We start from the raw sequence: 25,310 nt of genomic DNA on the forward strand, positions 1-25,310 counted from the left end.
CTCAGTTATTGTCATCTAGTCCGAGGAGCCGTTCTGGTGAGCGGTTGGGGTCCCTGTTGTTTAAGTTTAACGGTTTTAGCGTTATGGTTCGTACGAGGTCAACTGATTCACGGTCATCTGGAAACTGGGCGATCGCTAAACTACCGGGGTTGAAACCGGCTGAGTGCGATCGCCTCAAGGATTGTGGCATCCAAACAACCTATCAATTGCTCAACCAAACTCGCAAACCCCAGGGTGTGGAAGAGTTGGCGGCTCGATTGAAGATTTCGGTTCACTATGTCAAGAAATGGGCGGTTTTAGCTGATTTAGCCCGCATTCCTGGAGTGGGGTGTTGCTATTGTGGTCTCGTCCTTCACTGTGGCGTCGTCTCTCCCAAACAACTCGGACAAACCCAGATTCAGCAGTTCTACCCTCAGTTAATGCGTCTGTGTGTTTCAGCGACCCGCCAAAGGTCGGGTTGTCCCTCTCGGGGCGATGTGGTGAGTTGGATTCAGGCAGCCCAATGTGTTAAACCCCTTAATTAGGGTAGTGCGGACTTGCAAGGGAGAGGGGTTAAACTTGACGGCGTTTGGCGGTTCGACGGGCCACCTTCAGGTTCAACCCCCCTTTGTTGGATAGGAGACTCGTGGCTTCCTGCGTTGACTGGCTCGCTAGCAGGGCCAGGGCCGCCTCCCGAACAACGCTGTCGAGGTCGCGACTGAGTAAAACGTGGCAACAGTCCAAAATGGTCTGCTCTTCCTGCTCATCCACCAGGTCAGCTAAGATCCATCGTTCCAGTTGACGCAGGGCGATCACTTGCTTCAAAGGGTCGTCCTGACTCAGTTGACTGACCATGGCATTGAGATCGACTTTATCTCGTCCTAAGACTCGATGTAGGGTTTGCCAGGTCAGGAGTCCTAAAATAGCTAGGGTAGCGAGTCCTTCTAGGATAAAGCCACTGGCTATCCAGTGATTGTCTGAGCTAACCCAAATGGCCGTGGCCATGTACATGGACAGGGTGGCGAGTCCGCCTGTGGTGGTGGCTAGAACAATAGGTTTTTGGGGACCAGAGAACCAACGACGTAGATTTCCCCAACGCAATCGCCTTTTGGATTGCAGTAATAAATAAACCCCCAGGGTCGCACTCATGCCAGTCCCGGTGGCGACAAAGAGCTTCCAGTTCCACAGCAGCATTGTCCCCCCGAGGATGGCGGCGGTTCCCCAAGCCAGGGTCTCCCGTTGCATTTTGGGCAGGGGCAGCGATCGCAGCAATCGGGACGTCTGAGAGCGAGGAAATTTAGCTTGGGGAGCTTTACGGCGAGAGCGAGGACGAGAAGCTGAAGCCACGGTGCTGAGGTCGGTGGGACTTAATAGGGGGACGGATGAATGTTGTGACTAATTTATCACGAAATTGGAGTTAATATCCGAAGCTGATATCATCCACCACCAGTTCCCCGTCAAAAGCGTAAAAGGTGACGCGACGAATGTTGGGCGATCGCACAATTAGTTGTTGGTTCGGTTGTACGGAGGAATTGGAGTTGGCTAAGTTGGCCCCAGGGAGTTCGGCTCGCGTGATGGTTTGTCCACCGTCGTTGTAGGCCGACATGGCGGTGAAACGAGAGCTGGTCACGTAACCGGCTACAAACTGTACAGGACGGTCAAAGGTTAATTCCAAAAAGCCACTTTTGGGCGCAGCCATGAGCACCATCTCACCGGAATGGGTGGGATAGGCCGGATTAGAGGGACTAACGGCGATGGCATTATCAAACTCAACCCCCCAACGTTTATACTGATCGGACACGACTTCAAAGCGAGTTAAGCCTTCAAAGTCAAGGCGTACTGAAGGGGGAAATTCTTGAACCCGACCCTCCCCGCTCAGGCGGTCTCGTCGCTCGACTGTGGCAATAATGCCTTTAGAGTGGGAACGGTTATACATGGGACGATCAACCTCTGTTGACCGAGCTACAGTTTCTAGGGTATCCCACGATGGAGCCGGTACAGATGACATGATGGTTTATTCCCCAAGCAATCGGGGCGGCTGGACGCTTCGGTTTCTTGGAGCCTATGGTGAGTTAGTTTTTGAAACGGTGAGGGGTCATACCCCTCACCGCCGCTCCCATTGTATCAAGAGAATTTGTGGTTTGTGAAGTCTATCGCCCTAGAACTCAGGGTGATTTGTTAACTACACTTAACCTATTGATTTCTCGTTCACCCTAGTTGTTTTACCCGGTTGTTTTAATTATATGCCTCCTAAATGGTCTCGAAAGCCCGATCGCAATGACCCAGAGTACCGTCGCTTGGGCGATCGCATTAACTTAGCCTTCCATCTGGCCCTGTTCTCGGCCATCAACTCGGGGATTTGGTTTTTTGCCATTCTCTATCGTTGGGATCTCCCCTGGCTGACTCCGGTGACGGGAACCTGGGCTGCGATTTGGCTGGCCCACGCCATCTATGTCTTGGCCCTGGCGGATTATTCGGAATCCGCTTGAGTGGGAAACGCACTGACGAAACCCTGATACACTGATTGGGTGGTCTAAGCCAAACACTGTGATTCAGCTTGAGATGGAAGTAGGTCAAAAAGTCAAAGTCCGCCGCATTCGCGATCGCGTCTCCGATGATGTGGTCAGTAAAATTAAGCAAAACCCCGTCGGTACCATTTCCGATTACAAAATGGTTGATGGTAGCGGCATCGGGGCTGTGGTTCAGTTTGAAGGTGGCTTTTCCACCTGGTTCTTTGAAGACGAACTGGAACTGCTGGCTTAATTCGGCACTCCCTCAGGGTGGGAGATCCCCTCGGGGCCCTTCTCCCACTCTGAACTCTGGAGAGTGGCTGGATAAAATTAGGATGTATTCAACGCTTCAAGGGGTATTTCGTTTCGTCTTCATTGTCCATTTTCGATGGTTCATGGTTCAATGACCCAGATATTGACATTTTTAGGAAAAGGTGGTATTGGGCGCACCACAGTGGCGATCGCCACCGCCAAGCAACAAGCCAGTCAAGGCAAACGGGTTCTCCTAGCCAGTCAAGGTTCGGGGCCGGAATTGTCCCTACTGTTAGGATTGCCCACGCCCCCGGAACCGACAGACATCGCCGCGAATCTGAAGGTGGTGCAGTTTAACACCCCCTATCTCCTGGAAAAAGCCTGGGAAGAGGTGAAAAAACTGGAAGCCCAATATCTGAAAACTCCCTTTTTTAAGGAAGTCTATGGTCAGGAGTTGGCAGTGTTGCCGGGAATGGATGCCGCCTTTGCTCTCAATGCTGTGCGGGAGTACGATCGCAGCGGTGAGTATGATGTGATTGTCTATGATGGGACGGGCGATCGCGAAACCCTGAGAATGTTAGGAATTGCTGAAATTGGCGGTTGGTATCTGCGCCGTTTCAAGCAAGTTCTGGAGGGTTCGGATATTGTGCGGGCCTTGTCCCCGTTCTGGCAACCGATGAGTGGGGCGGTTTTGAATGTCGATTGGAGTAAGACGGAATTTAGTAGCGATCGCATCGACGAATTTCTCAACGAGGGCAAGTCGGCCCTCAGCGATGCCACCCATATCGCCGGCTATCTGGTGAGTGGGGATGACGCCGCCTCCCTGGCTGTTGCCAAATACCGTTGGGGAGAAGCCCAACAAATCGGCTTAACCATTGGTGGAATCCTGGTGAATCGGGGTAATGGCGGGGCGATCGGGACTGAGTTTGACCCCCTCCCGGTTACGACCATTCCCAGCAAATCTGGAGATGATTGGCAGCCGCTGATCGATGCCTTGCCCAACTTCGGCAGTCAAATTGCCAGCGCCCCTAAACCCATGGAGGTGGATCGTAGCGCCCAATCGGTGCGTCTGTTCCTACCGGGATTTAGTAAACAAGATGTAAAATTAATCCAGTCCGGGCCAGAAGTGACTGTCGAAGCCGGAGAACAACGGCATAACATTTATCTGCCCCCGGCCCTGCAAGGGAAACCCGTCAAAGGGGCCAAGTTTCAAAACCAATATCTGACGATTTCGTTCTAAGTTGCTCGTTAAATTGCGATGACCCCGACTCTTATCCTGGTCTTAGTTGTGAGCCTGGCGATCGCCCTGATTGCCTATTTCAACGCCGCCCGTAAATACCAATCCTCCGATACCGTCGCCAACGCCTACGACGAATGGACACAAGACGGCATCCTGGAATACTACTGGGGTGAACATATCCATCTGGGCCATTACGGTTCCCCACCAGAGTCTAAAGATTTCCTGCAAGCCAAGTCAGATTTTGTCCATGAAATGGTCCGCTGGGGGGGATTAGACAAGCTACCCCCGGGAACGACGGTGTTAGACGTCGGCTGTGGTATTGGTGGGAGTAGTCGCATTCTGGCCAAAGACTACGGCTTTTCCGTGACGGGGATTACCATCAGCCCCCAACAGGTGCAACGGGCCCAAGAGTTAACCCCCGACGGCGTCGATGCTACGTTTGCGGTGGATGATGCGATGAATCTCTCCTTCCCCGATGGTAGTTTTGATGTGGTCTGGTCCATTGAAGCAGGGCCTCATATGCCCGATAAGGCAGTGTTTGCCCGCGAATTGATGCGGGTGGTGAAGCCGGGGGGAGTTTTGGTGATGGCCGATTGGAATCAGCGGGATGACCGCCAGGTTCCTTTGAATGTCTGGGAACGTCCGGTGATGCGGCAATTGTTGGATCAATGGTCCCATCCGGCGTTTTCCAGTATTGAAGGGTTTGCGGAACTGTTGCAAGAGACGGGATTGGTTGAGGGTGAGGTGGTGACAGCGGATTGGACGCAAGAAACCCTCCCATCTTGGATTGATTCGATTCGTGTGGGGATTGTCCGGCCCCAGGGTTGGATGCAGTTCGGGTTGTCTGGCTTTCTCAAGTCGGTGCGGGAAGTGCCGACGTTGGTGTTAATGCGGCTGGCGTTTGGGGCCGGGTTATGTCGCTTTGGGATGTTCCGCGCCGTTCGCGGTGAGGGGTCCGAGTTGGTGGAAACTCGGGATTCTCAGGAGACAGCGCCGGTTTAATCGTCTTTGTAGCAGCGGGGACTCTCGCCGCCGGGCCGGGAATAGGCGGAGCGTTTACCACAGGAACGGCCGGCTTTGTCGGTGTCGTAGGGACATTGGCAACTCCCGGATTTGGGCGATCGCACGGGGACGTGAGGGGGGTTGCGGTCCGAGGTGCTTTTGGCGAGTTGGACAGTTGGCGTGGCGGGTGACTGGGGTTCTGCGAGGGCGATCGGACTGCTGAGGGTCCAAATTAGTGCCAGAACTAAACCCAGTCCGAAAAGGCGTTTTAAGTTGTTCATTTTCTTTCTATTAATGGGATTAACTCTTTAAGGTTAACCTCCCATTCTCAGCCAACCAAACACCTCAGCGACGGTCAGGCTTAAGGGAATCGCCTCTAATGTGGGTAACGGGTCTTGATGCTGCCTCAAAATCGGTCGAGAGTCGGGAAGGAAGACCAAAATACTGGCATCATCGGGGTCTATAAACCAGCCTAACTGACTGCCATGTTCTAGGCAATGTAACAGATTGCCAATTACCCGATTCGGTCGTTGTTCCGGGGAAAGAATCTCAATCACCCAACTGGGGGGGATATCAAATCGGTCGGGAACCTCTCCATTCACTAGAAAGGGAATCTCATTCCAGAGAAACACGGCCACATCGGGAACCAGGGAGCGATTCGCAAAGCTACAGCGAAGTTCCAGGAAGGCGTAGGCAATTTGGGCAGCTTCCGTCAGTTGGTTGATTTCCTGACAAAGCTTTCCCTGCAAGCGGCTGTGTCGTCCTTTCGGCATGGGTTTTTGTAGAATCTCCCCAGCGATAAATTCAGAGGCCGGTTTAGTTTCCGGTTGTGTGAGAAATTCCTCTAAGCTGAGTTGTGTTGAGATTTTCACCATAAACTCCTCTCCTCCTCTTCTCCTCTCTTCCTCTGTGTCCTCTGTGACTCCGTGGTTCTCCCCAAAAAGCGGTGCGTTCCGGCAGTTTTAAGTTTGTCGGTCTTAGCCCAACATTGTAAAGCCGGAACGCACCCTACCCTATTCTCGATTGCCTAAAATCCTAAATCCAACTTGGCGGCTTCGGAAATTTCCGCCACATGGTCATCGGAGAGGTGATCTAAATCTAAATCCCCTACTTCAGTATAGAAGGTTTGGTCATAGGGACGTGTCTGAACCACCACGGGCATGGGAACCGCATGGCCCAGGATTAAGGCTTGCTGCTTGGAGTCTAACTTCGCTAACACCGATCGCAAATTCTGCCCCCCCGATACCCCCGTGAAAATAGCATCAATATCTTTGTCATCATTCAATAGGGCCGTAATCCGAGTTCCCACCTGGGACATCACCTCATTATCAATGCCCGAGGGACGCTGATCGACCACTAACAACGTGACAAAATACTTGCGCATTTCTCGGGCAATGGTCCCAAAAATGGTACTGCGGACGGAGGCGGTATCTAAAAAGCGGTGGGCTTCTTCAATAGTGATGACTAATTGGCGCGGTTTGTCTAGGGGATTTTTGCTCTGTAAAAACTGCTCCGATTGGTTGACATAATGTTGGTGAATGCGGCGAGTAATGACGTTGGTTGCCAACATATAGGACAACATATTACTCTGAGACCCAAACTCGATGACAACGTGTTTCCCCGCTTGCAGAGAATTTAAGATTTGATTGACATAATTCTGGGGACAGGTGTTGCGGATATATTTTAATTCATCCAGGCGCATTAATTTACGCTGTAAGGCCATGATTGAAGATTTGTTGCCCCGTCGTTCTTCACAAAAAACCTGGATATGCTCATTTTCCATGGCCAACAATTCTGTAATCCAGTTGCGACCAAATTCATTACGGAGAATGATGGCATTTTCGATGGCGGCTTCGGAAAGGTTTAATTCTCGTTGTACTAGGCTGATATCTTCAACTTCAATTTGGTCATAGCTTAAATATAATTCTTGGGCATCGCGAATGCCTCGCCGTTGGGTGGATTCGGGGTCGAGGGTGTACATTTCCACCTTGCCAGGAAACAGTTGCCGCAAGCCTTTGACGGTATTGATATTTTTGCCTTCACATTGCGCTTCCCAGCCGTACTCGGAGTGCATATCAAAAATGAGGTTGACGGCGGCATCTTTGCGGATGACTCCCGATAGAAGTAGGCGGGTTAAAAAGGATTTGCCGGTTCCGGATTTGCCAAAGACGCCGTTACTGCGTTCGACGAAGCGATCGAGGTCGATACAGACGGGAACATCCATATCGAGGGGTTTGCCGATCGCAAAGTTTTTTCGTGTTGGGTCATCTTCCCAACCAAAGACGGAGCGGAAATCGGTTTCTAAGGCTTCATAGACTTGGGAAAAGTGACTGGGAATGGTTTTGACGGGCAGTAATTCTAAGTCAGCGCTGGTATTGGCTTCAAAGGAGGCTAGTTTCTTGGATTTTTTGCCTTTGCGTCCGTTTTGCTGGGTCCCTTGGCCGCTGGCTTGTAACATGACGCGGGCGAGTTCTTCGGCATCCCGTGTCATTAACATCAACATGGGGGTGAGTTCTAAGGTTCCGTAGGTGCCACTTCCGGCGAGAACCGCTTGCAGGAAGTCATCTTCGGGATGGGGGGGGTTGGCGAAGACGCGCTGACTGGCGGTTCCGAGGGAGACGTCGGTGAGGAGGCAGAAAAAGCGGGCCCGGGTTCCCTGTACGACGAGGAATTTGCCGACGCGCATTTCTTCAACGGAGACGTCGGGATGGAGGCGAATTTCTAGGCCGTGACTGAGAGAACCTTGGATGACGGAACCGAGAGGGCGATCGAACATGGTTAATGAGGCAAGAGGCAAGAGGCAAGAGGCAAGAGGCAACAGGGGGTAGGGTGTGTTCCGGCTTCATTTAATGTTTAGCTGAAGGCGATAAACCTGAAACTGCCGGAACGCACCGCTTTTTGAGGCAATTGGCTAGATTAATTGTTCGTTATTATTAATAGTCCATATTAATGGTCCATGGTTGGCTGCTTGGGAGGTGGGTTGCGTGGTTTGGGAGGCGCTGGTTAAGGCGGTTTTGTTGGGAACGCAACGGTTGGGACAACGACCGTTGGCTGAGATGGTGCCGCTGTCGGAGGAGATGGAACCTCTGATTGATGGTGATAGCTTAGAAGTGGAAATTTTGCAAGTGTTGGCCATCGCTAGTGTACAACGTCGGGCGGGGCGGGTGTTGCCTCGGGGGGTGGCTGAGGGGAGGGTTGAGGTGGCGCCGGAGGAACGGTTGCCTCGCTGTTCGTTGGCGGCGAGTCGGCTGCTGCATGAGAGTTTGCAGGGGGAGGAGGTTGAGGAACGCTTGGGGTTGTGGTTGGGATGGGCCCGGGAGGCGGGGGTGCGGGTTCCGGCGGAGTGTTTGCCTCAGGTGTTGGAGGTGGGCCGGCAAGGGCGCAACTTGCGATCGCTGATGTTGCCGGTGTTGGGTTATCGGGGCTATTGGCTGGCGGCGCAAAACTCGGATTGGCAGTTTGCGGCGTTGGCGGTGGTGGGGGTGACACCGGAGGAGGGCTGGGGTGAGGGAAATTTGCCGACTCGTTTGTTTTGGTTGCGTCAGATGCGTTTGGCTGACCCTGACCAAGCTCGGGAGTGGGTTAGCGGGGTCTGGGAGGCTCATAAGGCGGGCGATCGCACGGAATACCTCAAATGCTTCCATCTGGGACTAACGGCGGCGGATGAGCCGTTTTTGGAGGGGGCCCTGGGGGATAAGAGTCAGCAGGTGCGGGAGATGGCGGCAAGGTTGCTGACTCGGTTGCCGGAGTCTGGGTTTGTGCAACGGGTGAGGCAGTGGCTGGCTGGGCGGTTGGAGCGATCGCCCCAGGGGTTGAAGGTGACCCTTCCAGAGATGATGACTCCGGAGATGCGACGGGATGGGGTGCGAGAGAAGCCTCCGGCAAAGGTTCCTCGTCAACCTTGGTGGTTTTTACAACAGTTGGCCCGGGTTCCGCCTCGGGTTTGGGCCCAGGGGGAGGAGATTGAGGTGTGGTTGGGGTTGGCTCGGGAGCATCCTCTCTGGGAGTATTTGTGGGAGGGATGGGCGATCGCCGCTATGATTCATCAGGATCGCGATTGGGCGCGATGTTTGTTGGGCCTGGAGATTCCGGGGCGACTGGAGGGGGACCTGGAGCGCGATCGCACGCTGTTGCATAGTTTACCTCTGGAGGAACGGGAAGCCTGGATTCTTGGCCATCTCCAGGCCCATCCCCAGAGGATGAGTAAGCGTCATCCGAGTTTACGCCAGTTGCAACTCTGTGATTGGCCCTGGCGTGATGAGTTCTCTCGGGGAATTTTTCAACGCTTCCGGGGGGATATTTTGGCCAGTCAGGATCATTATGATTGGGCGGTGCGATCGACGTTTCGCCGCTTTTCCCACTGGATGAATCCTCGCTTGCAGGGAGAGTTTCGGGAGAGTCTGTTACCTGAGATGAAGCCGCAATCCTATTGGCGACAAACCGTTGAGCAGTTTTTGGATTTGTTAGTATTTCGGGAAGGGTTGGACGAAGCAAACAGGGAATAGGGGGCAAGGCAATGGGCAGTCGAAAAGACGTAAGGACGCACTCTGTTCACCGAGCCATAGCCGAGGTGGTGGTAGTCCCCCTCGGCTACTCCTACCCCTAACTTAACTTTGTAGGGGTGAGTTATGCCTTTAGAATCAATAGATCTAGGTCACAACTCAACCTGATACCGGAACATATTCTACTCCTGTTCCCTCGTTCTCAAACATAAAAATGAAAATTGCTTATACAACTCTGTACAATGTTTGCGATCGCCACACTTGGCCCTCAACCCAGTTAGGATTATGTCAAGCCGGATTTGCTATTGCCAAAACCTTAGAAAACTTAGGCTGTCACGTCGAATATGTGGGAGGATTAGAGAAAAAACGCTCCTTGGTAACTAAGTTAAAGTGGGAGTTTTATAATAAAATCCAAAAACGTGATTATTATCGTTGGGCAGAACCCACCATTGTTCGAGATTATGGCAGTCAAGTTCAGTCTCAACTTCACTCAATTAACTATGATGTGATTTTAGCCGCCGAAAATGTATTGCCCATCGCCAACTTAAACCCCCAAAAACCGATAGTTCTTTGGACAGATGCTCCCTTATCCGCCTTAATTGATTACTATCCTTACATGAGTCATCTTTGTCGAGAGACGCGCAAAAATATCTATTTCTTTGAAAAACAAGCCCTTGACCGTTGCACTAAAGTCATTTATGCTTCCGACTGGGCGGCGAATCAGGCAATTTCAACCTATCAACTTCCCTCATCCAAAGTCGAGGTCATTCCTTGGGGAGCCAATTGGTTAGAGATGCCTGATGAAGTCGAAATTCAAAGGGCGATCGCCCAACGCTCTCAAACGACTTGTGACTTATTATGGGTCGGGGTTGATTGGGAACGTAAAGGAGGAAACCTAGCCTTAGCCGTGACCGATTGGCTCAATCAACAGGGGCTAGAAACTCACTTAAACGTCGCTGGAATTGTCCCCAATAAACACCTAAATACATCTCCCCATCTTCGCTATTTTGGCTATTTAGACAAATACGATACAAAACAGTCTCAACAACTCAAAAAATTATTTCTTGACTCACACGTCTTTATTCTTCCAGTCCAAGCCGAAAGCTACGGTCACGTTTTTTGCGAAGCCCAAGGATTTGGACTGCCTTGTCTAACCCATCAAACCGGAGGAATATCCACCATTATTCAACACCAAAAAACAGGCTGGACTCTTCCCAAAAACACATCTATTCAAACCTACGGAACCCTTATCTTAGACACATTCAAAAATAAGACAACCTATCAAAAACTCGCCTCAAACGCCCGAAAAAACTATCAAAACACCCTCAACTGGGACAGCGCCTGCCAATCCCTCCTAACCCTCCTAACCCCCCTCTCTCCCTAACCTCTCCCCCTCCCTCTCTGTGTCCTCCGTGTCTCCGTGGTTCCCTCTCCCTCCCCATGAAAATCGCCTATCTCACCGAATTTAACCTAACCCAACTGAACCCCAAAACCCTACCCCGTAACAAACTTGGACATGGACAAAAATGCCAAGCCATCTTTAACGCCCTCAACCATCACCACAGCGTTATTTCAGTTCATCATCTCAACAAACAGCGAGAACAGCGCGCCCTCTGGCCCAAACTCAAACGTCGCTACCATCGCCTCTTTCACAAAACCTATCTCCCCTGGACTGAACCCCGGTTTACCCGTGACTATGCACAACAACTCCAACGCCACTGCGATCGCCTACAACCGGATCTCATCCTCACCTCCGACAGTAACCTCATCGCCTACCTCAACCTCCCACACCCCATCGCCCTCTGGACAGATACCTCCTACGCCGGTTTAATCGACCAGTACCCCGGCTATCAAAACCTCTGTTCCGCCAGTCGGCGACAACTGTATGACCTAGACAGACAGGCCTATCAACGCTGTCGGGGACTCTTTTTCGCCTCCCAGTGGGCCGCCGACATCGCCCAGGATACCTATCAACTTCCCTCCGACAAAATTAATGTCATTCCCTTCGGGGCCAATCTCTCCCAAGTTCCCACCTCAGCCCAAGTCGAGACTTGGCGGCGATCGCGCCCCAAACAGCCCTGTAAACTCCTCTTTATCGGCGTGGATTGGTATCGTAAAGGGGGAGATCTAGCCCTAGCGATCGCCCAAGACCTCAATCAACGGGGCTTCAAGAGCGAACTCACCCTCGTCGGCGGCCACCCCCCCCAGCCACTCCCGCCCTTCGTCAAAAGTCTGGGATTTCTCAACCGTCAACAGGCCCAAGACGCAGCCCGCCTAGACCAACTTTTAGCCGAATCTCATTTTTTGCTTCTCCCCTCCCGGGCCGAATGTTACGGTCATGTTCTCTGTGAAGCTAACGCCTTCGGGGTTCCGGTTCTCACCAGTGATGTCGGGGGAATCCCCACCGTTGTCCGTCAGGGGGTGAATGGCCAACGCTTCTCTCGCCACGCCACCGCAGCGGACTATAGCACCTGGATTGAAGACTGCTTGCGCCAGGACAGCTATCAACCCCTAGCCCAAGCGGCGAGACGGGAGTTTGAACAGCGTCTTAACTGGGAGGTGGCTGTCGCTGAGTTGGCCCGTCAACTTCAGGGGTGGGTTTGATGGCAAAATGGTCAACATTGTCTGAATTAGGATTTTTCCATGACCATGCTTGCACGTCTCCAAGAGAGTTTTCATCGCGGCCAAGCCCTGAAAATTATTGCTGGACTGACCAACTTTGATCGCCAGTCCGTGGCCCGAACCGTGAAAGCGGCCCATCTCGGAGGGGCGACGTTCCTGGATATTGCAGCGGATGCGGAGTTGGTGCGTTTAGCCAAATCCCTCACTGACTTACCCATCTGTGTCTCGGCGGTGGCGGCGGAGGACTTCCTCGAACCCGTCGCCGCTGGGGCGGATTTGATTGAAATTGGTAACTTCGACGCCTTCTACGCCCAAGGCCGTCGTTTTGAAGCCCCCGAAGTCTTGGAACTGACTCGGGCCACCCGCGCCCTTCTCCCTGAGATCACCCTCTCAGTGACCGTTCCTCATATTCTGGCCCTGGATGAACAAGTCCATCTGGCGGAAGCTTTAGTGGACGCTGGGGCAGATTTAATCCAAACGGAAGGGGGAACCAGTAGCCAACCCCGTCATGGGGGAACTCTGGGCCTGATTGAGAAAGCCGCCCCCACCCTGGCCGCCGCCGCTGAAATTTCTCGGGCCGTCTCGGTTCCGGTTCTCTGTGCGTCGGGAATCTCCAATGTCACCGCACCTCTGGCCATCGCCGCTGGGGCCGCTGGGGTTGGGGTTGGGTCTGCTGTGAACCGCCTCGACAGTGAGATTGAAGCCATTGCTACAGTGCGGGGCTTAGTTGAGGCCCTTCAGAGTCTGCACCGCGCCAATGTCCGCGTCTAGGGTTCCTTAAGAGACCCCCGACGGTTCATGATTGAACCTCAGCTTGGGCAAACACTCAGGAAAAGTCCAATCTATCAGCTTTTCCTGAGGCTTATTAAAATTTTTTATCCGCGTTATTGTTCATTATTATGAGGCGCGATCGCCCCCTTGCTGGGGGATTGCCCGCTTTGAGGGAGGTCCGGGGCGATCGCCCATCTGGAGATTTGACCGGATTGAGCCATCAAAATAGATCGCCAAAGTGTGAAATATATCTTAAGATTATTGTATCCGATGGGCTAGTTCACGAGAAGCTAGCTACAAAAAGCAAAATTTAACAGGAAAAAGGAGAACTTTTATGGCATTAGTCCCCATGCGTCTGCTGCTCGACCACGCAGCGGAGAACGGTTACGGCATCCCCGCATACAACGTCAATAATATGGAGCAGATCCTGGCTATCATGCAGGCTGCGGATGAAACCAACAGCCCCGTGATTCTTCAGGCTTCCCGTGGCGCCCGTCAGTATGCTGGCGAGAACTTCCTCCGTCACCTGGTGATGGCTGCGGTGGAAACCTACCCCCACATCCCCGTTGTCATGCACCAAGACCATGGTAATGGCCCCGCCACCTGCTACTCGGCAATCCGTAACGGCTTTACCAGCGTCATGATGGATGGTTCCTTGGAAGAGGATGCCAAAACCCCTGCTAGCTTTGAGTACAACGTCAATGTCACCAAAACGGTGGTTGACGTGGCTCACGCCGTCGGCGTCAGTGTTGAGGGTGAACTCGGTTGCCTCGGTTCCTTGGAAACCGGTAAAGGTGATAAGGAAGATGGCCACGGCGCTGAAGGTGTCTTGACTCGTGAGCAACTTCTCACCGATCCCGATGAGGCGGTTGAGTTCGTTGAGCGCACTCAGGTTGATGCCCTGGCCGTTGCCATCGGTACCAGCCACGGTGCTTACAAGTTTACCCGCAAACCCACGGGTGAAATCTTGGCCATCAGCCGCATTGAAGAAATTCACAGCCGTCTCCCCAACACCCACTTGGTGATGCACGGTTCCTCCTCCGTTCCTCAGGAATGGCTGGATATGATTAACCAGTACGGTGGTGCTATCCCCGAAACCTACGGTGTGCCTCTCGAAGAAATTCAAAAAGGTATCAAGAGCGGTGTTCGTAAAGTCAACATCGACACCGACAACCGCCTGGCCATCACCGCCGCCATTCGCGAAGCCGCTGCCAAGGATCCCGCTAACTTCGATCCCCGCCACTTCATGAAACCCTCTATCAAGTACATGAAGCAAGTCTGTGCCAAACGCTATGATGCCTTTGGTACGGCAGGTAATGCGACTAAAATCAAGCAAATTCCTCTGGATGAGTTTGCGGCCAAGTATGCCAGCGGCGAACTGGCTGCTAAAACCAAGTCTACGGTTTCTGCGTAGTCTCAATGGGATTGAGGGTTTAGCCGTCATCCCTAACTAAATGATTGAAGGGTAGTACCATGGTGCTACCCTTTTTTGTTGTGGAGGCTTGAAGAAGGGAACAGGGAACAGGGAACAGGGAACAGGCTTGACAGGTTGACTCTGTAAATAGTATAAAGTCTCAATAAGCAAGGCTAGATTATCTTGAACGATTCGGGGACTTAGAGATGTTGGCTCTAGGAATCTTGGGAGACTGAGTTGGTCATCTGAAGCGGGAGCTGGCAGTCTGGAGACCTGAATCACTCATGATGTTAATCATAATCATTTCTAGTTTTGTCCTCCTCAACCTCTCGTCGTTCCTGCGATCGCCCCCCTATGACTGACACCATTCTCCAGCTTGATGGTTTGACTAAGCATTATCCGCAAACGGCTGTTCCAGCGGTGGATACGGTCAATTTGTCCTTACCCAAGGGACAGATTCTCTCCCTGTTGGGCCCCTCCGGCTGCGGTAAAACGACTCTATTACGCTTGATTGCAGGCTTTGAGCGACCCAATGACGGTCAGATTATCTTAGAGAACCGGGCGATCGCCGGCCGGGGACGCTGGATTCCCCCGGAAAAGCGCAATCTGGGCATGGTATTTCAGGAATATGCCCTATTTCCCCATCTGACGGTGGCGGATAACATTGCCTTTGGCTTAAAGAAGCGGCAACTGAAGGGAGGGGAGATTAAACAGCGGGTGGCGGAGGCCCTGAGTTTGGTGGAACTCGATGGACTCCAGAATCGCTATCCTCATCAACTATCTGGGGGACAACGGCAACGGGTGGCGTTGGCCCGGGCCCTGGCCCCTCGGCCGGTGTTGATGTTGCTGGATGAACCCCTGAGTAATTTGGATGTGCGGGTGCGCCTCTATTTGCGTCATGAGATTCGTGCCATTCTCAAGAAAACCGGGATGACGGCAGTGTTTGTTACCCATGATTGTGAAGAGGCCATGTCCATCTCAGATGTGGTGGGGGTGATGCGTCAGGGACGTTTGGAACAGATGGATAGCCCCGAAGCCATTTATCGTGAACCGGCTTCGCGGTTTGTCGCGGAGTTTGTCACTCAGGCTAATTTCTTGCAGGCCCGCCGTTCCGGGAGTGAGTGGGAAACGGAATTGGGTCGTTTTTCGGTGGCGGCGGCGGGGGAACTCTCTGGCGAAGTTGGCGATGTGATGATTCGCGAGGAAGATGTCCGGGTGCAGCCGGATGAGTCGGGCGAGGTTCAGGTGCGAGATCGCCAGTTCTTGGGCCGGGAACATCGCTATTGTCTGCAAATGCCCTCGGGCCGCTGTGTTCACGCTCGCAGTCATGAGGTGCTGGGGTTAACGATTGGGGCACGGGTTAAGGTGGAGATTCCTCAGGAGGCGGCCCGGGTGTTTCCGCCGGCTCAGCGGGAGTTGACGGCGGCGGCAAAATAACCCCTAGACTGTGAGGGATGGCTCGGGGAGTGCGATCGCGCGATCGCAGGCGTTCGACTCCCTGGACGACTAATTGTGTCGAACCTCCCCCATCTAACATCATCACCCCTTGAGCGCCCAAGGCCCGTAGTACCCGGGCCGCTCGCAGTTGGGTGGCGGCGGGGGAGTTGAAAATCCAGAGAATTTCTGAGGTTCCGTCTTGATTGCGATCGCCCACGCCGACAAAGGTACGCCCAACGGCCCGTTTAATCCCTTTGTCGGCCCATTCGTCTAAGCCAACGAGGAGATTGGGAATCTCGGAGAACAAGGGATTCTCAGGATAACCGACTTCGGGGAAGGGGAGAATTTGGGCCTGCTGGCCTTGAATGATCAGCATTTTCTTTTCTCCCGGATATTCCCCTAATCCCGCATAACCGCCACTGTAGATAATTCCATCGGCCTTGAGGGGGAAGGCCAATTGTAGGGGCTGGGAGCCGAAAAACTGACCATTGGTGACGGAAAAGGCGCGATCGCCCCAACGTTCTTGTAAATCCTGCCAATGGACTTCGATGGGTTGGGGGTCAATGGAGACACTCACGCCGGTATCATATTGAGGAACGTTGCCCAAGTCGTCCGCTCCCTCCCCCCAATCTTGCACATGACGGGGGTAAAACAGTTGTAGGGATACCCCAGTACTTAAGTCCAGTTCCTGAACCCAATCGACCCCATTGCCATACAGCCGCAGTCCCGGCTCCCGGCGGACTACCTTAAACTTGTAGGGGGGATCGCTGGACAGGGGAACCGTGGCGAATAGGGTTCCGGCGAGGGTGAGGGCGATGAAAGCTGTCAATTGGCGTCTCTTTGTTTTACTGTGGTGAGAGGTATCGCCCCTTGGGGTTATCCTCTCAGGTTCTGAATCTCTCGATTGTAGGAGAGTTGTTTTGAAACACGCAACGCGGCCTGGCCCATCGTCTCAGTCCCCTCCCTCCACCATGGTTGATGATATTCCCGAAGCATTACGCGATCGCCCCCTTGAACGCCCCTCGGGGACCCCAACCACCTCTACAGCGACGACGGGGATGCCGATTCTCTTCCTAATCTTCGCCCTCACCGCCAGCGTCGCCCTGGGAGGACTAGGCTGGTATCTCTGGCAGAATCAGGGCCAGGGTCCCCGCTTAGCTGAGTCAACGTCCACTTCCCCGGAGGAGATGACCCCAGCCACAGACGGAACGTCCGCCGAAAATCCCAATCTCTTGGGGCATTTTCCCTATGAGGAGGCTCCCCCCGAGGACTTGCGACCGATTGTGTCTGACAATACCATCCAACTGCGAGCCGCGGCGGCGGAGGCCTATTTAGAGATGGAAGCGGCGGCCCGAGCCGATGGGGTGTGGTTGATGCCCCTATCCGGCTTTCGTTCCGTGGAAGACCAGGAATATCTCTTTTTTGAGATTAAAGCCCAACGGGGACAAGTGCCCAGTCAACGGGCCGCCGTGAGCGCTCCTCCCGGCTATAGTGAACATCATACCGGCTATGCGATTGATATTGGCGATGCCGATGTTCCGGCGACGAATCTCTCCCCTGATTTTGAGAATACGGCGGCCTTTAAGTGGTTACGAGAGAATGCTGCCTATTTTAGTTTTGAGTTATCCTTTCCTCGTGATAATCCTCAAAACATTATGTATGAACCCTGGCATTGGCGGTTTGTGGGCGATCGTCATAGCTTAGAAACCTTCTATAAAGCCAGAGAACTGTTCGAGGATGGGGAATTAGAGGAATTTGATTAGATACTTTTAGATTGTTGAAACACTCTTTTATTGACTAACAAAATGAGCCATGAATGAGCAAGAAAAAAAACATTTAGAAGCTGTAAGGCAGCAATTTGAACGGTCTCCCTATCCTCGACAAGCCCTCGACCAAACCCCAAAAGATAGTCCCAGCTATCTTTACAGACACCATTTTGCCAGTGCTTACTATCACCGCAACCAACAGGTCATTGACCCGAAGGATAAGCTGATTTTAGATGCTGGATGTGGTAGTGGCTATAAGGCATTGGCTCTAGCCTACGCCAATCCCGGCGCCAAGATTGTCGGCATTGACTTTTCTGAGGAGTCCGTGAAGTTAGCCCGAACTCGTCTGGAGTATCACGGCGTTGAGAACGTTCAGTTTGAGGCGATGGCCATCGAAGACATCGCCAGTCTGGGGATGGAGTTTGATTACATCAACTGTGATGAGGTACTGTACTTACTCCCAGACCCAGAAGGAGGACTGCGGGCCCTCAAATCGGTTCTTAAGCCTCAGGGAATACTTCGCGGCAACCTCCACAGTGCCTTCCAACGGGTGTACTTCTTCCGAGCTCAGAAGCTCTTTAAGATGATGGGGCTGATGGAGGATGATGTCAGCGATGAGATGGCGATGGAACTCTCTCAAGAGACCATGGAGGCTCTGCGAGACTCGGTTGATCTCAAAAAGAAGGTTTGGAACTCCCGTATTAAAGATAACCCCGAGGGACTCTTAGCCAACTACTTGTTACGAGAAGATCGCGGTTACACCATCCCGGATCTATTTGAGCTGCTTGAGAAGACCGACTTAGAATTTATTAGTATGTTCAACTGGCGGCAGTGGAATCCTTTTGACCTGTTTGTCGAGGAGGACAAGTTGCCGGCGTTCCTGGGAATGAGTTTACCGGCCACCTCCATTGAAGAACGACTCCATCTCTATGAACTCCTCAACCCCATTCACCGTCTCCTAGACTTTTGGGTAGGACATCCTGATGGGGGCGGGGAATGGCTCCCACCGGTAGAATGGGACACCGAACACTGGCACAGGGCCCAAGTTCACCTCCATCCCCTCTTACGGACTGACTCAACCCGGAGTCGCCTCGAAACCTCTGTGCAGCACTATCAAGCCTTTAATATCAGTCAACAGCTACCCATCCCTGGAGTCGGAAAGGTCATGATTGATAGTACAACAGCCGCTTGTCTACTGCCGTTGTTCTATGGCTCTCAGCCTTTTTCCACGCTCATGGGCTTCTTCCATGACCTTCGTCCCCGGAACCCGGTAACCGGTGAGACCACCTCGGACGACGAAGCCTTTGCCGCTGTTCGGGGTCTGCTACAAAGTCTAGAATCTCTCTCGTTTGTTTTTCTGTCGTTAGAACCCTAGCCGGATAAGGCTTAGAGAGTTTCAGGATCTGTTTCAAAAAAAAATTTGCTGGAGGTGATATGAAACCTGTCAGACCTGGGTATGTTATATCCAGAAGCGGGAAAAAGTATTCACCCCAAGCCTGAAGGAGAAGCAACCATGAAAACTGCATTTCAAACTAAGTTCATCCAACACCTGAGCAACCGTAAAGGAAAAGACGAAGGTTTTACCCTAATTGAACTTCTGGTCGTTATTATCATTATCGGTATTTTGGCAGCCATCGCTCTGCCCTCGTTCCTGAACCAAGCGGCAAAAGCCAGACAGTCTGAAGCGAAAAACGCTGTGGGTGCGGTGATGCGTCAGCAACAAGCCCACCGTCTGGAAAATGGTGATTTTGCACAGGACTTTGATGAGCTCAAAATTGGTCTGCCTGAGAAGACTGATAACTACGAGTACAAAATCGAACCCGATAGTTCGTCTAAAACCGTTGTCACGGCTACCCCTGAAGATCCTGATGTTCTCCTCGCCTATGCCGGTGGAGTCTTTGTGACTGATGGTGGTCAGACTGCGGCAGGTGCTTGTCAGACGGAAGAACCTTCTGGAAACGCTCCTGCTCCGACCGGTGTTAATGCTGAAGGAACCGTTGACTGCCCTGGTGGTGCTGAACCGATGAAATAGGGCTTGGGCTAGTGATCTAGCTTGATGAGTTCGATTATTCTTTTCGATTATTCCTCAAGGGGTTGAGTTACTTCGGTGACTTGACCCCTTTTGTCTGTCTTGTACAGCCAGCGAAGGTTGGCTTAGGGGTCACTTGTTCGCTCTCGCCAGTCTCCCAGGGGGTCTGGAGATAAACTGAAAATTGGCTATCTCTCGGAATGTTTCCGCCAGCATTCGGTCGGCTGGCTGGTTCGCTGGCTCTTGCACTATCACGATCGCCAACAGTTTGAGATTCACCTCTATTCCCTCTCTCAAACGGGCGATCGCCTACAACAGCAGTTTGCCCAGGATACAACACTTCAGTTTCACCCCCTCCCCTATTCCGGGTTAGAGGCGGCTGAGAGGATTCACCGGGGTAACATTGATATTCTGGTAGACCTCGACAGTATCACCTCCAATGCCGGCTGTTCCACCCTGACCCTGAAACCCGCCCCCATTCAAGTCTCCTGGCTCGGCTGTGATGCACCGGGGTTACCGGCGGTCGACTATTTTTTGGTGGATTCCTATGTCTTGCCAGAAGGGGCTGAGCAACAGTATTCTGAAAAACTCTGGCGCTTACCCCACAGTTATATTGCCGTGGATGGCTTTGAGATGGGGATTCCCAGTTTAAGACGCAATCACCTCAACATTCCCGCCGATGCGGTGGTCTATTTCTGTTCCCAAACTGGCTATAAACGCAATCCCCAGGATACCCGCCGCCAACTGCGGATTTTAGCTCAGGTTCCCAACGGCTATCTCTTAATCAAAGGGGTGTATAGTGATGCCACCTCCCTCCAGCAGCAGTTTGAGGCCTTGGCTGAGGCGGAAGGCGTGGACGGAGAACGCCTCCGCTTTCTTCCCATTACCCCATCAGAGGAAATTCACCGCGCTAATCTCGCTCTGGCCGATGTGGTTCTCGATACCTACCCCTACAATGGAACCACCACCACGTTAGAAGCCCTCTGGGCCGGGATTCCGGTGGTGTCTCGGGTGGGGGAACAATTCGCGAGTCGTCAAGGCTATACGCTCCTCAACCATGCTGGAGTTGAGGCCGGGATTGCTTTAACTGATGAGGATTATCTCGACTGGGGGGTGCGTTTGGGCCAAGATGTGACTTTACGTCGCCAAGTCTCGGCTCAACTGTTGCGCAATCGACGCACCGCCCCCCTCTGGAATGCACGTCAGTTCACCCGAGAGGTGGAACAGATGTATCAGTCTATCGTCAATCGTTAAGTATTGGGAGTTGAAGTCCGTGAGTCAGGAGCGAGGGGTGTCACTACGGCCCGTGATTGAGTTGGCAGAAGCCGGACAGGTTGATGCTGATGTGTTTAAGAATTATGTCGAATACTTGCAAAAAAATAAAGCTTGTGATGATGAAAGGTCACAGCTATTAACCGCTCTCTGGGCCCTGGATTTTGCTCAGGAGGGGGTGAGTGAGTTGATTCAAACCACGGTGGAGACAGCGCCCCCTCAATCGCCGCTGCGGCGTCAATTTTTTCAGTTGGCGGCGGCGGACTTGCAAAAGAGACAACGTCCTAATCAGAGTCTAATTGCGATCGCCCGCCTTTGGCAGCAGCTACAACCGGGAAATATCCCCGTCTTAGTGGGCCTGATTAATCTCTATCAGCAACAGGGAGACTATGAACGGGGCGTTGATTATGCTCGGATATTTTGCGATCGCGCCCCGGATATCCCCAAAAAAATTGCCGCTCATTATCTGCTGCTACGCTGTCTATTGACCTCGGGGGGAGGCTTTGAGCGGGCGCGAGGGGTTCATCAGTCCTTGGAAAGGCTACTGGAACAACTGGTTCAGGAACAGCCCCCCCTGGAACTCCCCGATATCATTCAAGGGTTCGCTGTCACCTCCTTTCTGCCCTATTTGGAGGATAATCCTCAAAAATTGCATCGTCTGCGTTCTCAGGTATCGGGATTTCTACAAGGGAAGGTTCGCGAACAGTTCGGATTCACGGAACCGCCGCCGCCATCGGGACAGTTGCGGCGAATTGGCTATCTCTCGGCTTCCTTTCGCCGTAACTCCGTCGGCTATCTGGTGCGTTGGCTGCTGAAGGCCCATCATCCCCAGTTGCAGGTGTTTGCGTATTCCTTGCGACAGACGGGAGATGCGATTCAACAGGAGATTGCTGAGTCGGTGAGCCATTTTCGTGACTGTTCTCAACTCCAGATTCCCCAAATTGCCCAGTTGATTCGCCAGGATGGGTTAGATTTACTGATTGATCTCGATAGTCTCATATCAAGTCCGGTTAATTAGCCATACTTAGCATTGGTATGCCTCCCACCAGTGAAACTGGGTCAACCCCGAGATGAAATCGCGCTGGTTTAGCAGTTGGACACAGCGTCGCTCTACCTGGTCGAGTAGGTCCTCTAAGGTCTCAAACACTCGGTTGGCTACGGCTTCGTTGACAATTGGCCAGAGTCGTTCTGCCGGTTGCATCTCGGGGGAGTAAGAGGGCAGAAAGGCTAGGTGTAAGCCTTCGGGTAAGACCACCTCTTTTGAGACATGCCACCCGGCTTGGTCTAAAACCAGCACGACTTGTCGTTCGGGTCCAATGTCAAAGTGCTGGGCAAAATCAGCTAAGGCTCGATTAAACAGCTCGATATTGACCCGAGGCAGCAGCCACCAATAGGTCTCGCCGCTGTGGGGATGGACAAACCCATAGAGCCAAAACCACTCATAGCGAATGCGAACCTGAGCTTTGGGCGACTCATGCCATTTATTGACCCAGCGGCGACGCCTGATGGGATGAAGCCCTAGGCGATGTTCGTCCATGGCCCATAGCTGAACGTCGGCATCGGGATGGTCGCGTCGGATTGCCGCGAGTTGCTGGTGCAGCTTTTTTTTCCCACTGCCGCTGCTCCTCTTCAGTGGCGGACTGTTGATGCTCTTGACGAGGGACTTTCAGGGAGAACTCCATCTGCTTGAGAATCTCCCAGCCCCGTTGGCGGTGAACCGGACGGTCTAAGCGGTCGCTGAGCCAGTCGGCCACCTTGCGTCCATTCCAGAATCCACCCTCGGGAGGGTCTTGCTGCAGGGCTTGGCACAATAAGGATTGAGTCTCATCGTCGAGAATCAGGTGACCATGGCCCTGATTGTGTCGCCGCTGGTCTCCCAGGGACTCTGGCCCCTGATGGTTATAGCTCCTGACTACTTCATAAATCCAAGTTCGGCTATAGCCGGTCACCTCTGAGACCTCAGCCGTCGTCTTACCCAGTTGCAGCAGCCAGATTAGCTGATAATGACCCCGCTCAATCCCACTCTTTGCGGCTCGGTAACGCTTTTCTAGTTCTTCGGTGCTCAAATGAGCTTCTAGGTTAAGTCGCCGTCCCATGCTCGTTTATCCTTTTATCCTTAGTCTGCCACCACACGGATTATATACCATAGGCGATTAGCCGGACTTGATATCACCTCCTCGAAAGCGACGGCGGTGTTGGCCCTGAAACCGGCCCCGGTTCAGGCGACGTGGTTGGGATTTGACGCCTCGGGCCTACCGGCGATTGACTATTTCTTGGTGAGCGATCGCCTTCTCCCGGATTCGGCCCAAGAGGATTATTCTCATCGGATTCAGCGTCTACCGGGGAGTTTTATCGCCGTGGAAGGGTTTGAGGTTGGGGTTCCCACACAACGACGGGAGGATTTGGGAATTCCCCCAGATGCGGTGGTGTATCTGAGTTCCCAGACGGGGGCGAAACGTCATCCTGAGAATGGGCGATCGCAACTGCGGATTCTGAAGCAAGTTCCCAATAGCTATTTTCTGATTAAGGGCCTCTACAGCGATCGCCATTCCCTAGAAACCTTTTTTACCGAACTCGCCGAAGCTGAAGGAGTGAACCCCCAGCAACTGCGTTTTCTCCCCGATGATCTCACGGAAGCTAGTCACCGGGCCAATCTCAGTTTGGCGGATGTGGTGTTGGATACCTTTCCCTACAATGGGGCTACTACAACCCTAGAAACACTTTGGATGGGGATTCCTGTAGTAACCCAGTGGGGGGAACAGTTCGCCAGCCGCCATAGTTATGAGTTTCTGCAACAGGCGGGAATTTCTGAGGGAATTGCCCGGAATGAGGCGGAGTATGTGGATTGGGGAGTGCGTTTGGGGGGCGATCGCCCTTTGCGCGAGGACATCGCCTGGCGTTTACGTCAGTCTCGCCACACCTCCCCCCTCTGGAATCCTCAGCAATTTGCCCGTGAGATGGAAGCTAGCTTCGCCGAGATGGTCTCCCGAAACTCACCCTAACGTTACGTAGACTGCAATTCGTCCTGCATGAAGCTCTCGCCACTCCGGTGTTATGTGGTTAGAGTGGACGGGATAATAGTTTCCATTTAAGTCGGAGATGAGTACGTTAGAATTTGAGGACGACTTTAGTGGCGCCTTGGAGCGAGCCTTGGCGGAATACGAGGGAATCCTACAAGAGCTTGAAGACGGTGAGGACACAGAGCGATCGCCCTCTTCCGAGGCCTGCCTGCAGATTTTACTGCTACGGGACAAAATTCAAAGCCAAGTCACCCGAGAGCATTCCCCTTCAACCCAGGCGGTTCTTCGGCTTATTTCCCTCGATGAACGCCTCAGTCAACAGGGGGGACTCATTGCCAAAACCCTTCCCTTAGATAAATTTCGTGACCTAATCGACCCCCCCGAATCAGCCTGGTGGTGGTATGTTCAGCCCGACAAGGAGATTCACCCCTGGGATACCTTCAATTGGCTCTGGGAACTGTTGACGGTTCCCATCCTGGCCTCAAATTTTGCCCTCGTTGCTGCCATTTCCTCTCGCTTCTTGGCGGCAGGTCCTGACGCGCTTGGTGCTTTTGCTACTATCTCACAGGGCCTCATTGCCCTGTTTGCCGCTGGTGCCCCCCTGAGTCAAGTGGGCCAAGAGGTCATTGAGCGATGGCTGACAGCGTTCAATCTGCCCAAGTATTTATGGCATGAAGCCAAATTAACGCTGGCCCTGACCGTCTTTCTGGGATTATTGGGATTCCAATCCTATTTACCCAACATTGCCCGCTTTTACGTCCGACGAGGCATCGCAGCTCAACGGCAGTTTCAAACCACCATAGCCTTAGCTCAGTTCCAACGAGCCTTGGAACTCGATCCTAACAATATGGAAGCACATTTCCGCTTAGGCAATCTTTATGAAGACTTACTCGAATTTGAGCAAGCGAAAGCTGAATATCGAGTGGCGTTGCTCGGAGACTGTATTGAAGCCTATAACAATTTAGGCCGTCTCTATATTGTCCGGCCTAGAGATTACACTGGAGCGGCGACCTTGTTGAGACAGGGACAGTTAAAACTGGAAAATCGCGACATGGTCGAAATCCAATTCTGTTCGTCGGCGAGTCTTCCCGCTCTTGAATCTGCCTTGTTAAAGAATCTTGGCTGGGCGCGGTTGATGCAAGGCCGACCCCTTGATGCTCAGAGTGAACTCAGACAAGCGCTGGAGATTAACCCCTATGACGGGGCCTCCCACTGCTTGTTAGCCCAAGCCTTGGAAGCCCAAAATGAAGATCCAGCGGAGGTTTTAGAGCGATGGCAACAGTGTTATGCCTTGGCTCGGGGACTTAATCCCGAAGAGGATAATTGGCTGGAGATGGCCCGCCAGCGGCTGTTTCAAGCTGAGTTTGAGGAGGCTGAACCGTCCGCTGTTCCTGATCAGGGACCCCCTCCAGATCGCTGAGATCTTACCGGAATTCTCAAACCTTTGTTCGTGAGGGATCGGCTATCTTTTGATGGCGATCGCCCCCAGAGTCC

At 52.8% G+C, this 25,310-nt stretch carries 23 protein-coding genes and 2 pseudogenes; 18 read left to right on the top strand and 7 right to left on the bottom strand.

All coding sequences use genetic code 11. The features are described from left to right. Positions 1-83 precede the first annotated feature (83 nt). Positions 84-524, top strand: a complete 441-nt coding sequence (locus tag NEA10_RS13135) for a DUF4332 domain-containing protein (protein ID WP_252661011.1) — start codon at positions 84-86, stop codon at positions 522-524. Between the two features lie 28 nt (positions 525-552). Here NEA10_RS13135 and NEA10_RS13140 read toward each other — a convergent pair whose 3' ends face one another. Next, a complete protein-coding gene (locus tag NEA10_RS13140) occupies positions 553-1,326 on the bottom strand; it encodes a hypothetical protein (RefSeq protein ID WP_252661013.1) in 774 nt (257 codons plus the stop codon). A 70-nt stretch (positions 1,327-1,396) separates the two neighbouring features. Then, positions 1,397-1,987, bottom strand: coding sequence for a hypothetical protein (locus tag NEA10_RS13145; protein WP_252661015.1), 591 nt, complete (start codon positions 1,985-1,987; stop codon positions 1,397-1,399). 235 nt (positions 1,988-2,222) lie between these two features. Here NEA10_RS13145 and NEA10_RS13150 point away from each other — a divergent pair, with 235 nt between their 5' ends. The 4 genes from NEA10_RS13150 to NEA10_RS13165 all read left to right on the top strand — a co-directional run bounded on the left by NEA10_RS13150 (position 2,223) and on the right by NEA10_RS13165 (position 4,983). Further along, on the top strand, positions 2,223-2,468 hold the full coding sequence (locus tag NEA10_RS13150) for a hypothetical protein (protein ID WP_252661017.1): 246 nt from the start codon (positions 2,223-2,225) through the stop codon (positions 2,466-2,468). Between the two features lie 73 nt (positions 2,469-2,541). Further along, complete coding sequence (gene petP / locus NEA10_RS13155) at positions 2,542-2,742, top strand: cytochrome b6f subunit PetP (RefSeq protein ID WP_068790842.1); 201 nt, start codon at positions 2,542-2,544, stop codon at positions 2,740-2,742. Between the two features lie 150 nt (positions 2,743-2,892). Next, on the top strand, positions 2,893-3,981 hold the full coding sequence (locus NEA10_RS13160; protein WP_252665355.1) for a Get3/ArsA fold putative tail anchor-mediating ATPase NosAFP: 1,089 nt from the start codon (positions 2,893-2,895) through the stop codon (positions 3,979-3,981). 18 nt (positions 3,982-3,999) lie between these two features. Continuing rightward, the gene (locus NEA10_RS13165; RefSeq protein WP_252661020.1) at positions 4,000-4,983 is read left to right on the top strand and encodes a methyltransferase domain-containing protein; all 984 of its coding nucleotides are present in this window, start codon (positions 4,000-4,002) and stop codon (positions 4,981-4,983) included. On the opposite strand, the gene NEA10_RS13170 is transcribed toward NEA10_RS13165, so the two are convergent. The 3 genes from NEA10_RS13170 to NEA10_RS13180 all read right to left on the bottom strand — a co-directional run bounded on the left by NEA10_RS13170 (position 4,980) and on the right by NEA10_RS13180 (position 7,759). Continuing rightward, positions 4,980-5,264, bottom strand: a complete 285-nt coding sequence (locus tag NEA10_RS13170) for a hypothetical protein (protein ID WP_252661022.1) — start codon at positions 5,262-5,264, stop codon at positions 4,980-4,982. The genes NEA10_RS13165 and NEA10_RS13170 overlap by 4 nt on opposite strands. A 33-nt stretch (positions 5,265-5,297) precedes the next feature. Further along, positions 5,298-5,858, bottom strand: coding sequence for a Uma2 family endonuclease (locus NEA10_RS13175; protein WP_252661024.1), 561 nt, complete (start codon positions 5,856-5,858; stop codon positions 5,298-5,300). Between the two features lie 152 nt (positions 5,859-6,010). After that, complete coding sequence (locus tag NEA10_RS13180) at positions 6,011-7,759, bottom strand: helicase HerA domain-containing protein (protein WP_252661026.1); 1,749 nt, start codon at positions 7,757-7,759, stop codon at positions 6,011-6,013. Positions 7,760-7,967: 208 nt separating this feature from the next. Between NEA10_RS13180 and NEA10_RS13185 the strand changes: the two genes are divergently transcribed. The 6 genes from NEA10_RS13185 (at position 7,968) to NEA10_RS13210 (ending at position 15,729) form a co-directional block, all read left to right on the top strand. Further along, positions 7,968-9,488: a DUF5691 domain-containing protein gene (locus NEA10_RS13185; RefSeq protein ID WP_252661029.1), complete on the top strand. Its 1,521-nt coding sequence runs from the start codon at positions 7,968-7,970 to the stop codon at positions 9,486-9,488. Between the two features lie 211 nt (positions 9,489-9,699). Next, the gene (locus NEA10_RS13190) at positions 9,700-10,869 is read left to right on the top strand and encodes a glycosyltransferase family 4 protein (RefSeq protein ID WP_252661031.1); all 1,170 of its coding nucleotides are present in this window, start codon (positions 9,700-9,702) and stop codon (positions 10,867-10,869) included. Positions 10,870-10,925: 56 nt separating this feature from the next. Beyond that, a complete protein-coding gene (locus NEA10_RS13195) occupies positions 10,926-12,089 on the top strand; it encodes a glycosyltransferase family 4 protein (protein ID WP_252661033.1) in 1,164 nt (387 codons plus the stop codon). Between the two features lie 39 nt (positions 12,090-12,128). Continuing rightward, a complete protein-coding gene (locus tag NEA10_RS13200) occupies positions 12,129-12,878 on the top strand; it encodes a DUF561 domain-containing protein (RefSeq protein WP_252661035.1) in 750 nt (249 codons plus the stop codon). A 334-nt stretch (positions 12,879-13,212) separates the two neighbouring features. Then, entirely contained in the window at positions 13,213-14,292 is a 1,080-nt protein-coding gene (fba, locus tag NEA10_RS13205; RefSeq protein ID WP_252661042.1) for a class II fructose-bisphosphate aldolase, read from the top strand. Between the two features lie 354 nt (positions 14,293-14,646). Then, positions 14,647-15,729, top strand: a complete 1,083-nt coding sequence (locus tag NEA10_RS13210; protein ID WP_252661044.1) for an ABC transporter ATP-binding protein — start codon at positions 14,647-14,649, stop codon at positions 15,727-15,729. Here NEA10_RS13210 and NEA10_RS13215 read toward each other — a convergent pair. Next, positions 15,653-16,558, bottom strand: a complete 906-nt coding sequence (locus tag NEA10_RS13215) for a phosphodiester glycosidase family protein (RefSeq protein WP_252661046.1) — start codon at positions 16,556-16,558, stop codon at positions 15,653-15,655. The genes NEA10_RS13210 and NEA10_RS13215 overlap by 77 nt on opposite strands. Before the next feature lie 142 nt (positions 16,559-16,700). Here NEA10_RS13215 and NEA10_RS13220 point away from each other — a divergent pair, with 142 nt between their 5' ends. From NEA10_RS13220 to NEA10_RS13240, 5 genes and pseudogenes are all read left to right on the top strand, one after another. Continuing rightward, complete coding sequence (locus NEA10_RS13220) at positions 16,701-17,492, top strand: M15 family metallopeptidase (RefSeq protein ID WP_252661048.1); 792 nt, start codon at positions 16,701-16,703, stop codon at positions 17,490-17,492. A 49-nt stretch (positions 17,493-17,541) separates the two neighbouring features. Further along, positions 17,542-18,870, top strand: coding sequence for a methyltransferase domain-containing protein (locus tag NEA10_RS13225; RefSeq protein WP_252661050.1), 1,329 nt, complete (start codon positions 17,542-17,544; stop codon positions 18,868-18,870). 138 nt (positions 18,871-19,008) lie between these two features. Next, positions 19,009-19,527 (top strand): type IV pilin-like G/H family protein, encoded by a 519-nt coding sequence (locus tag NEA10_RS13230; RefSeq protein WP_309494170.1) that lies wholly within the window; start codon positions 19,009-19,011, stop codon positions 19,525-19,527. Between the two features lie 171 nt (positions 19,528-19,698). Then, a pseudogene (locus tag NEA10_RS13235) lies at positions 19,699-20,778 on the top strand (O-linked N-acetylglucosamine transferase, SPINDLY family protein); the annotation flags it as partial. Between the two features lie 19 nt (positions 20,779-20,797). After that, complete coding sequence (locus NEA10_RS13240) at positions 20,798-21,814, top strand: O-linked N-acetylglucosamine transferase family protein (RefSeq protein ID WP_252661052.1); 1,017 nt, start codon at positions 20,798-20,800, stop codon at positions 21,812-21,814. Between the two features lie 6 nt (positions 21,815-21,820). Here NEA10_RS13240 and NEA10_RS13245 read toward each other — a convergent pair. After that, positions 21,821-22,892, bottom strand: a pseudogene (locus tag NEA10_RS13245) (IS630 family transposase). A 96-nt stretch (positions 22,893-22,988) separates the two neighbouring features. Here NEA10_RS13245 and NEA10_RS13250 point away from each other — a divergent pair. Beyond that, complete coding sequence (locus NEA10_RS13250; RefSeq protein ID WP_309494172.1) at positions 22,989-23,798, top strand: O-linked N-acetylglucosamine transferase, SPINDLY family protein; 810 nt, start codon at positions 22,989-22,991, stop codon at positions 23,796-23,798. A gap of 97 nt (positions 23,799-23,895) precedes the next feature. Further along, the gene (locus NEA10_RS13255) at positions 23,896-25,236 is read left to right on the top strand and encodes a tetratricopeptide repeat protein (RefSeq protein ID WP_252661054.1); all 1,341 of its coding nucleotides are present in this window, start codon (positions 23,896-23,898) and stop codon (positions 25,234-25,236) included. Positions 25,237-25,310 lie beyond the last annotated feature (74 nt).

This window comes from Phormidium yuhuli AB48 (assembly GCF_023983615.1).
Taxonomy (GTDB): Bacteria; Cyanobacteriota; Cyanobacteriia; order Cyanobacteriales; family Geitlerinemataceae; genus Sodalinema; species Sodalinema yuhuli.

What these genes read in the sequence shown, in the direction of transcription:
- NEA10_RS13135 (WP_252661011.1), top strand. Translation starts at nt 84, where the DNA reads ATGGTTCGTACGAGGTCAACTGATTCACGGTCATCTGGAAACTGGGCG.
- NEA10_RS13145 (WP_252661015.1), bottom strand. Translation starts at nt 1,987, where the DNA reads ATGTCATCTGTACCGGCTCCATCGTGGGATACCCTAGAAACTGTAGCT.
- NEA10_RS13150 (WP_252661017.1), top strand. Translation starts at nt 2,223, where the DNA reads ATGCCTCCTAAATGGTCTCGAAAGCCCGATCGCAATGACCCAGAGTAC.
- petP (WP_068790842.1), top strand. Translation starts at nt 2,542, where the DNA reads ATGGAAGTAGGTCAAAAAGTCAAAGTCCGCCGCATTCGCGATCGCGTC.
- NEA10_RS13160 (WP_252665355.1), top strand. Translation starts at nt 2,893, where the DNA reads ATGACCCAGATATTGACATTTTTAGGAAAAGGTGGTATTGGGCGCACC.
- NEA10_RS13165 (WP_252661020.1), top strand. Translation starts at nt 4,000, where the DNA reads ATGACCCCGACTCTTATCCTGGTCTTAGTTGTGAGCCTGGCGATCGCC.
- NEA10_RS13170 (WP_252661022.1), bottom strand. Translation starts at nt 5,264, where the DNA reads ATGAACAACTTAAAACGCCTTTTCGGACTGGGTTTAGTTCTGGCACTA.
- NEA10_RS13175 (WP_252661024.1), bottom strand. Translation starts at nt 5,858, where the DNA reads ATGGTGAAAATCTCAACACAACTCAGCTTAGAGGAATTTCTCACACAA.
- NEA10_RS13180 (WP_252661026.1), bottom strand. Translation starts at nt 7,759, where the DNA reads ATGTTCGATCGCCCTCTCGGTTCCGTCATCCAAGGTTCTCTCAGTCAC.
- NEA10_RS13190 (WP_252661031.1), top strand. Translation starts at nt 9,700, where the DNA reads ATGAAAATTGCTTATACAACTCTGTACAATGTTTGCGATCGCCACACT.
- NEA10_RS13195 (WP_252661033.1), top strand. Translation starts at nt 10,926, where the DNA reads ATGAAAATCGCCTATCTCACCGAATTTAACCTAACCCAACTGAACCCC.
- NEA10_RS13200 (WP_252661035.1), top strand. Translation starts at nt 12,129, where the DNA reads ATGACCATGCTTGCACGTCTCCAAGAGAGTTTTCATCGCGGCCAAGCC.
- fba (WP_252661042.1), top strand. Translation starts at nt 13,213, where the DNA reads ATGGCATTAGTCCCCATGCGTCTGCTGCTCGACCACGCAGCGGAGAAC.
- NEA10_RS13210 (WP_252661044.1), top strand. Translation starts at nt 14,647, where the DNA reads ATGACTGACACCATTCTCCAGCTTGATGGTTTGACTAAGCATTATCCG.
- NEA10_RS13220 (WP_252661048.1), top strand. Translation starts at nt 16,701, where the DNA reads ATGGTTGATGATATTCCCGAAGCATTACGCGATCGCCCCCTTGAACGC.
- NEA10_RS13225 (WP_252661050.1), top strand. Translation starts at nt 17,542, where the DNA reads ATGAATGAGCAAGAAAAAAAACATTTAGAAGCTGTAAGGCAGCAATTT.
- NEA10_RS13230 (WP_309494170.1), top strand. Translation starts at nt 19,009, where the DNA reads ATGAAAACTGCATTTCAAACTAAGTTCATCCAACACCTGAGCAACCGT.
- NEA10_RS13255 (WP_252661054.1), top strand. Translation starts at nt 23,896, where the DNA reads ATGAGTACGTTAGAATTTGAGGACGACTTTAGTGGCGCCTTGGAGCGA.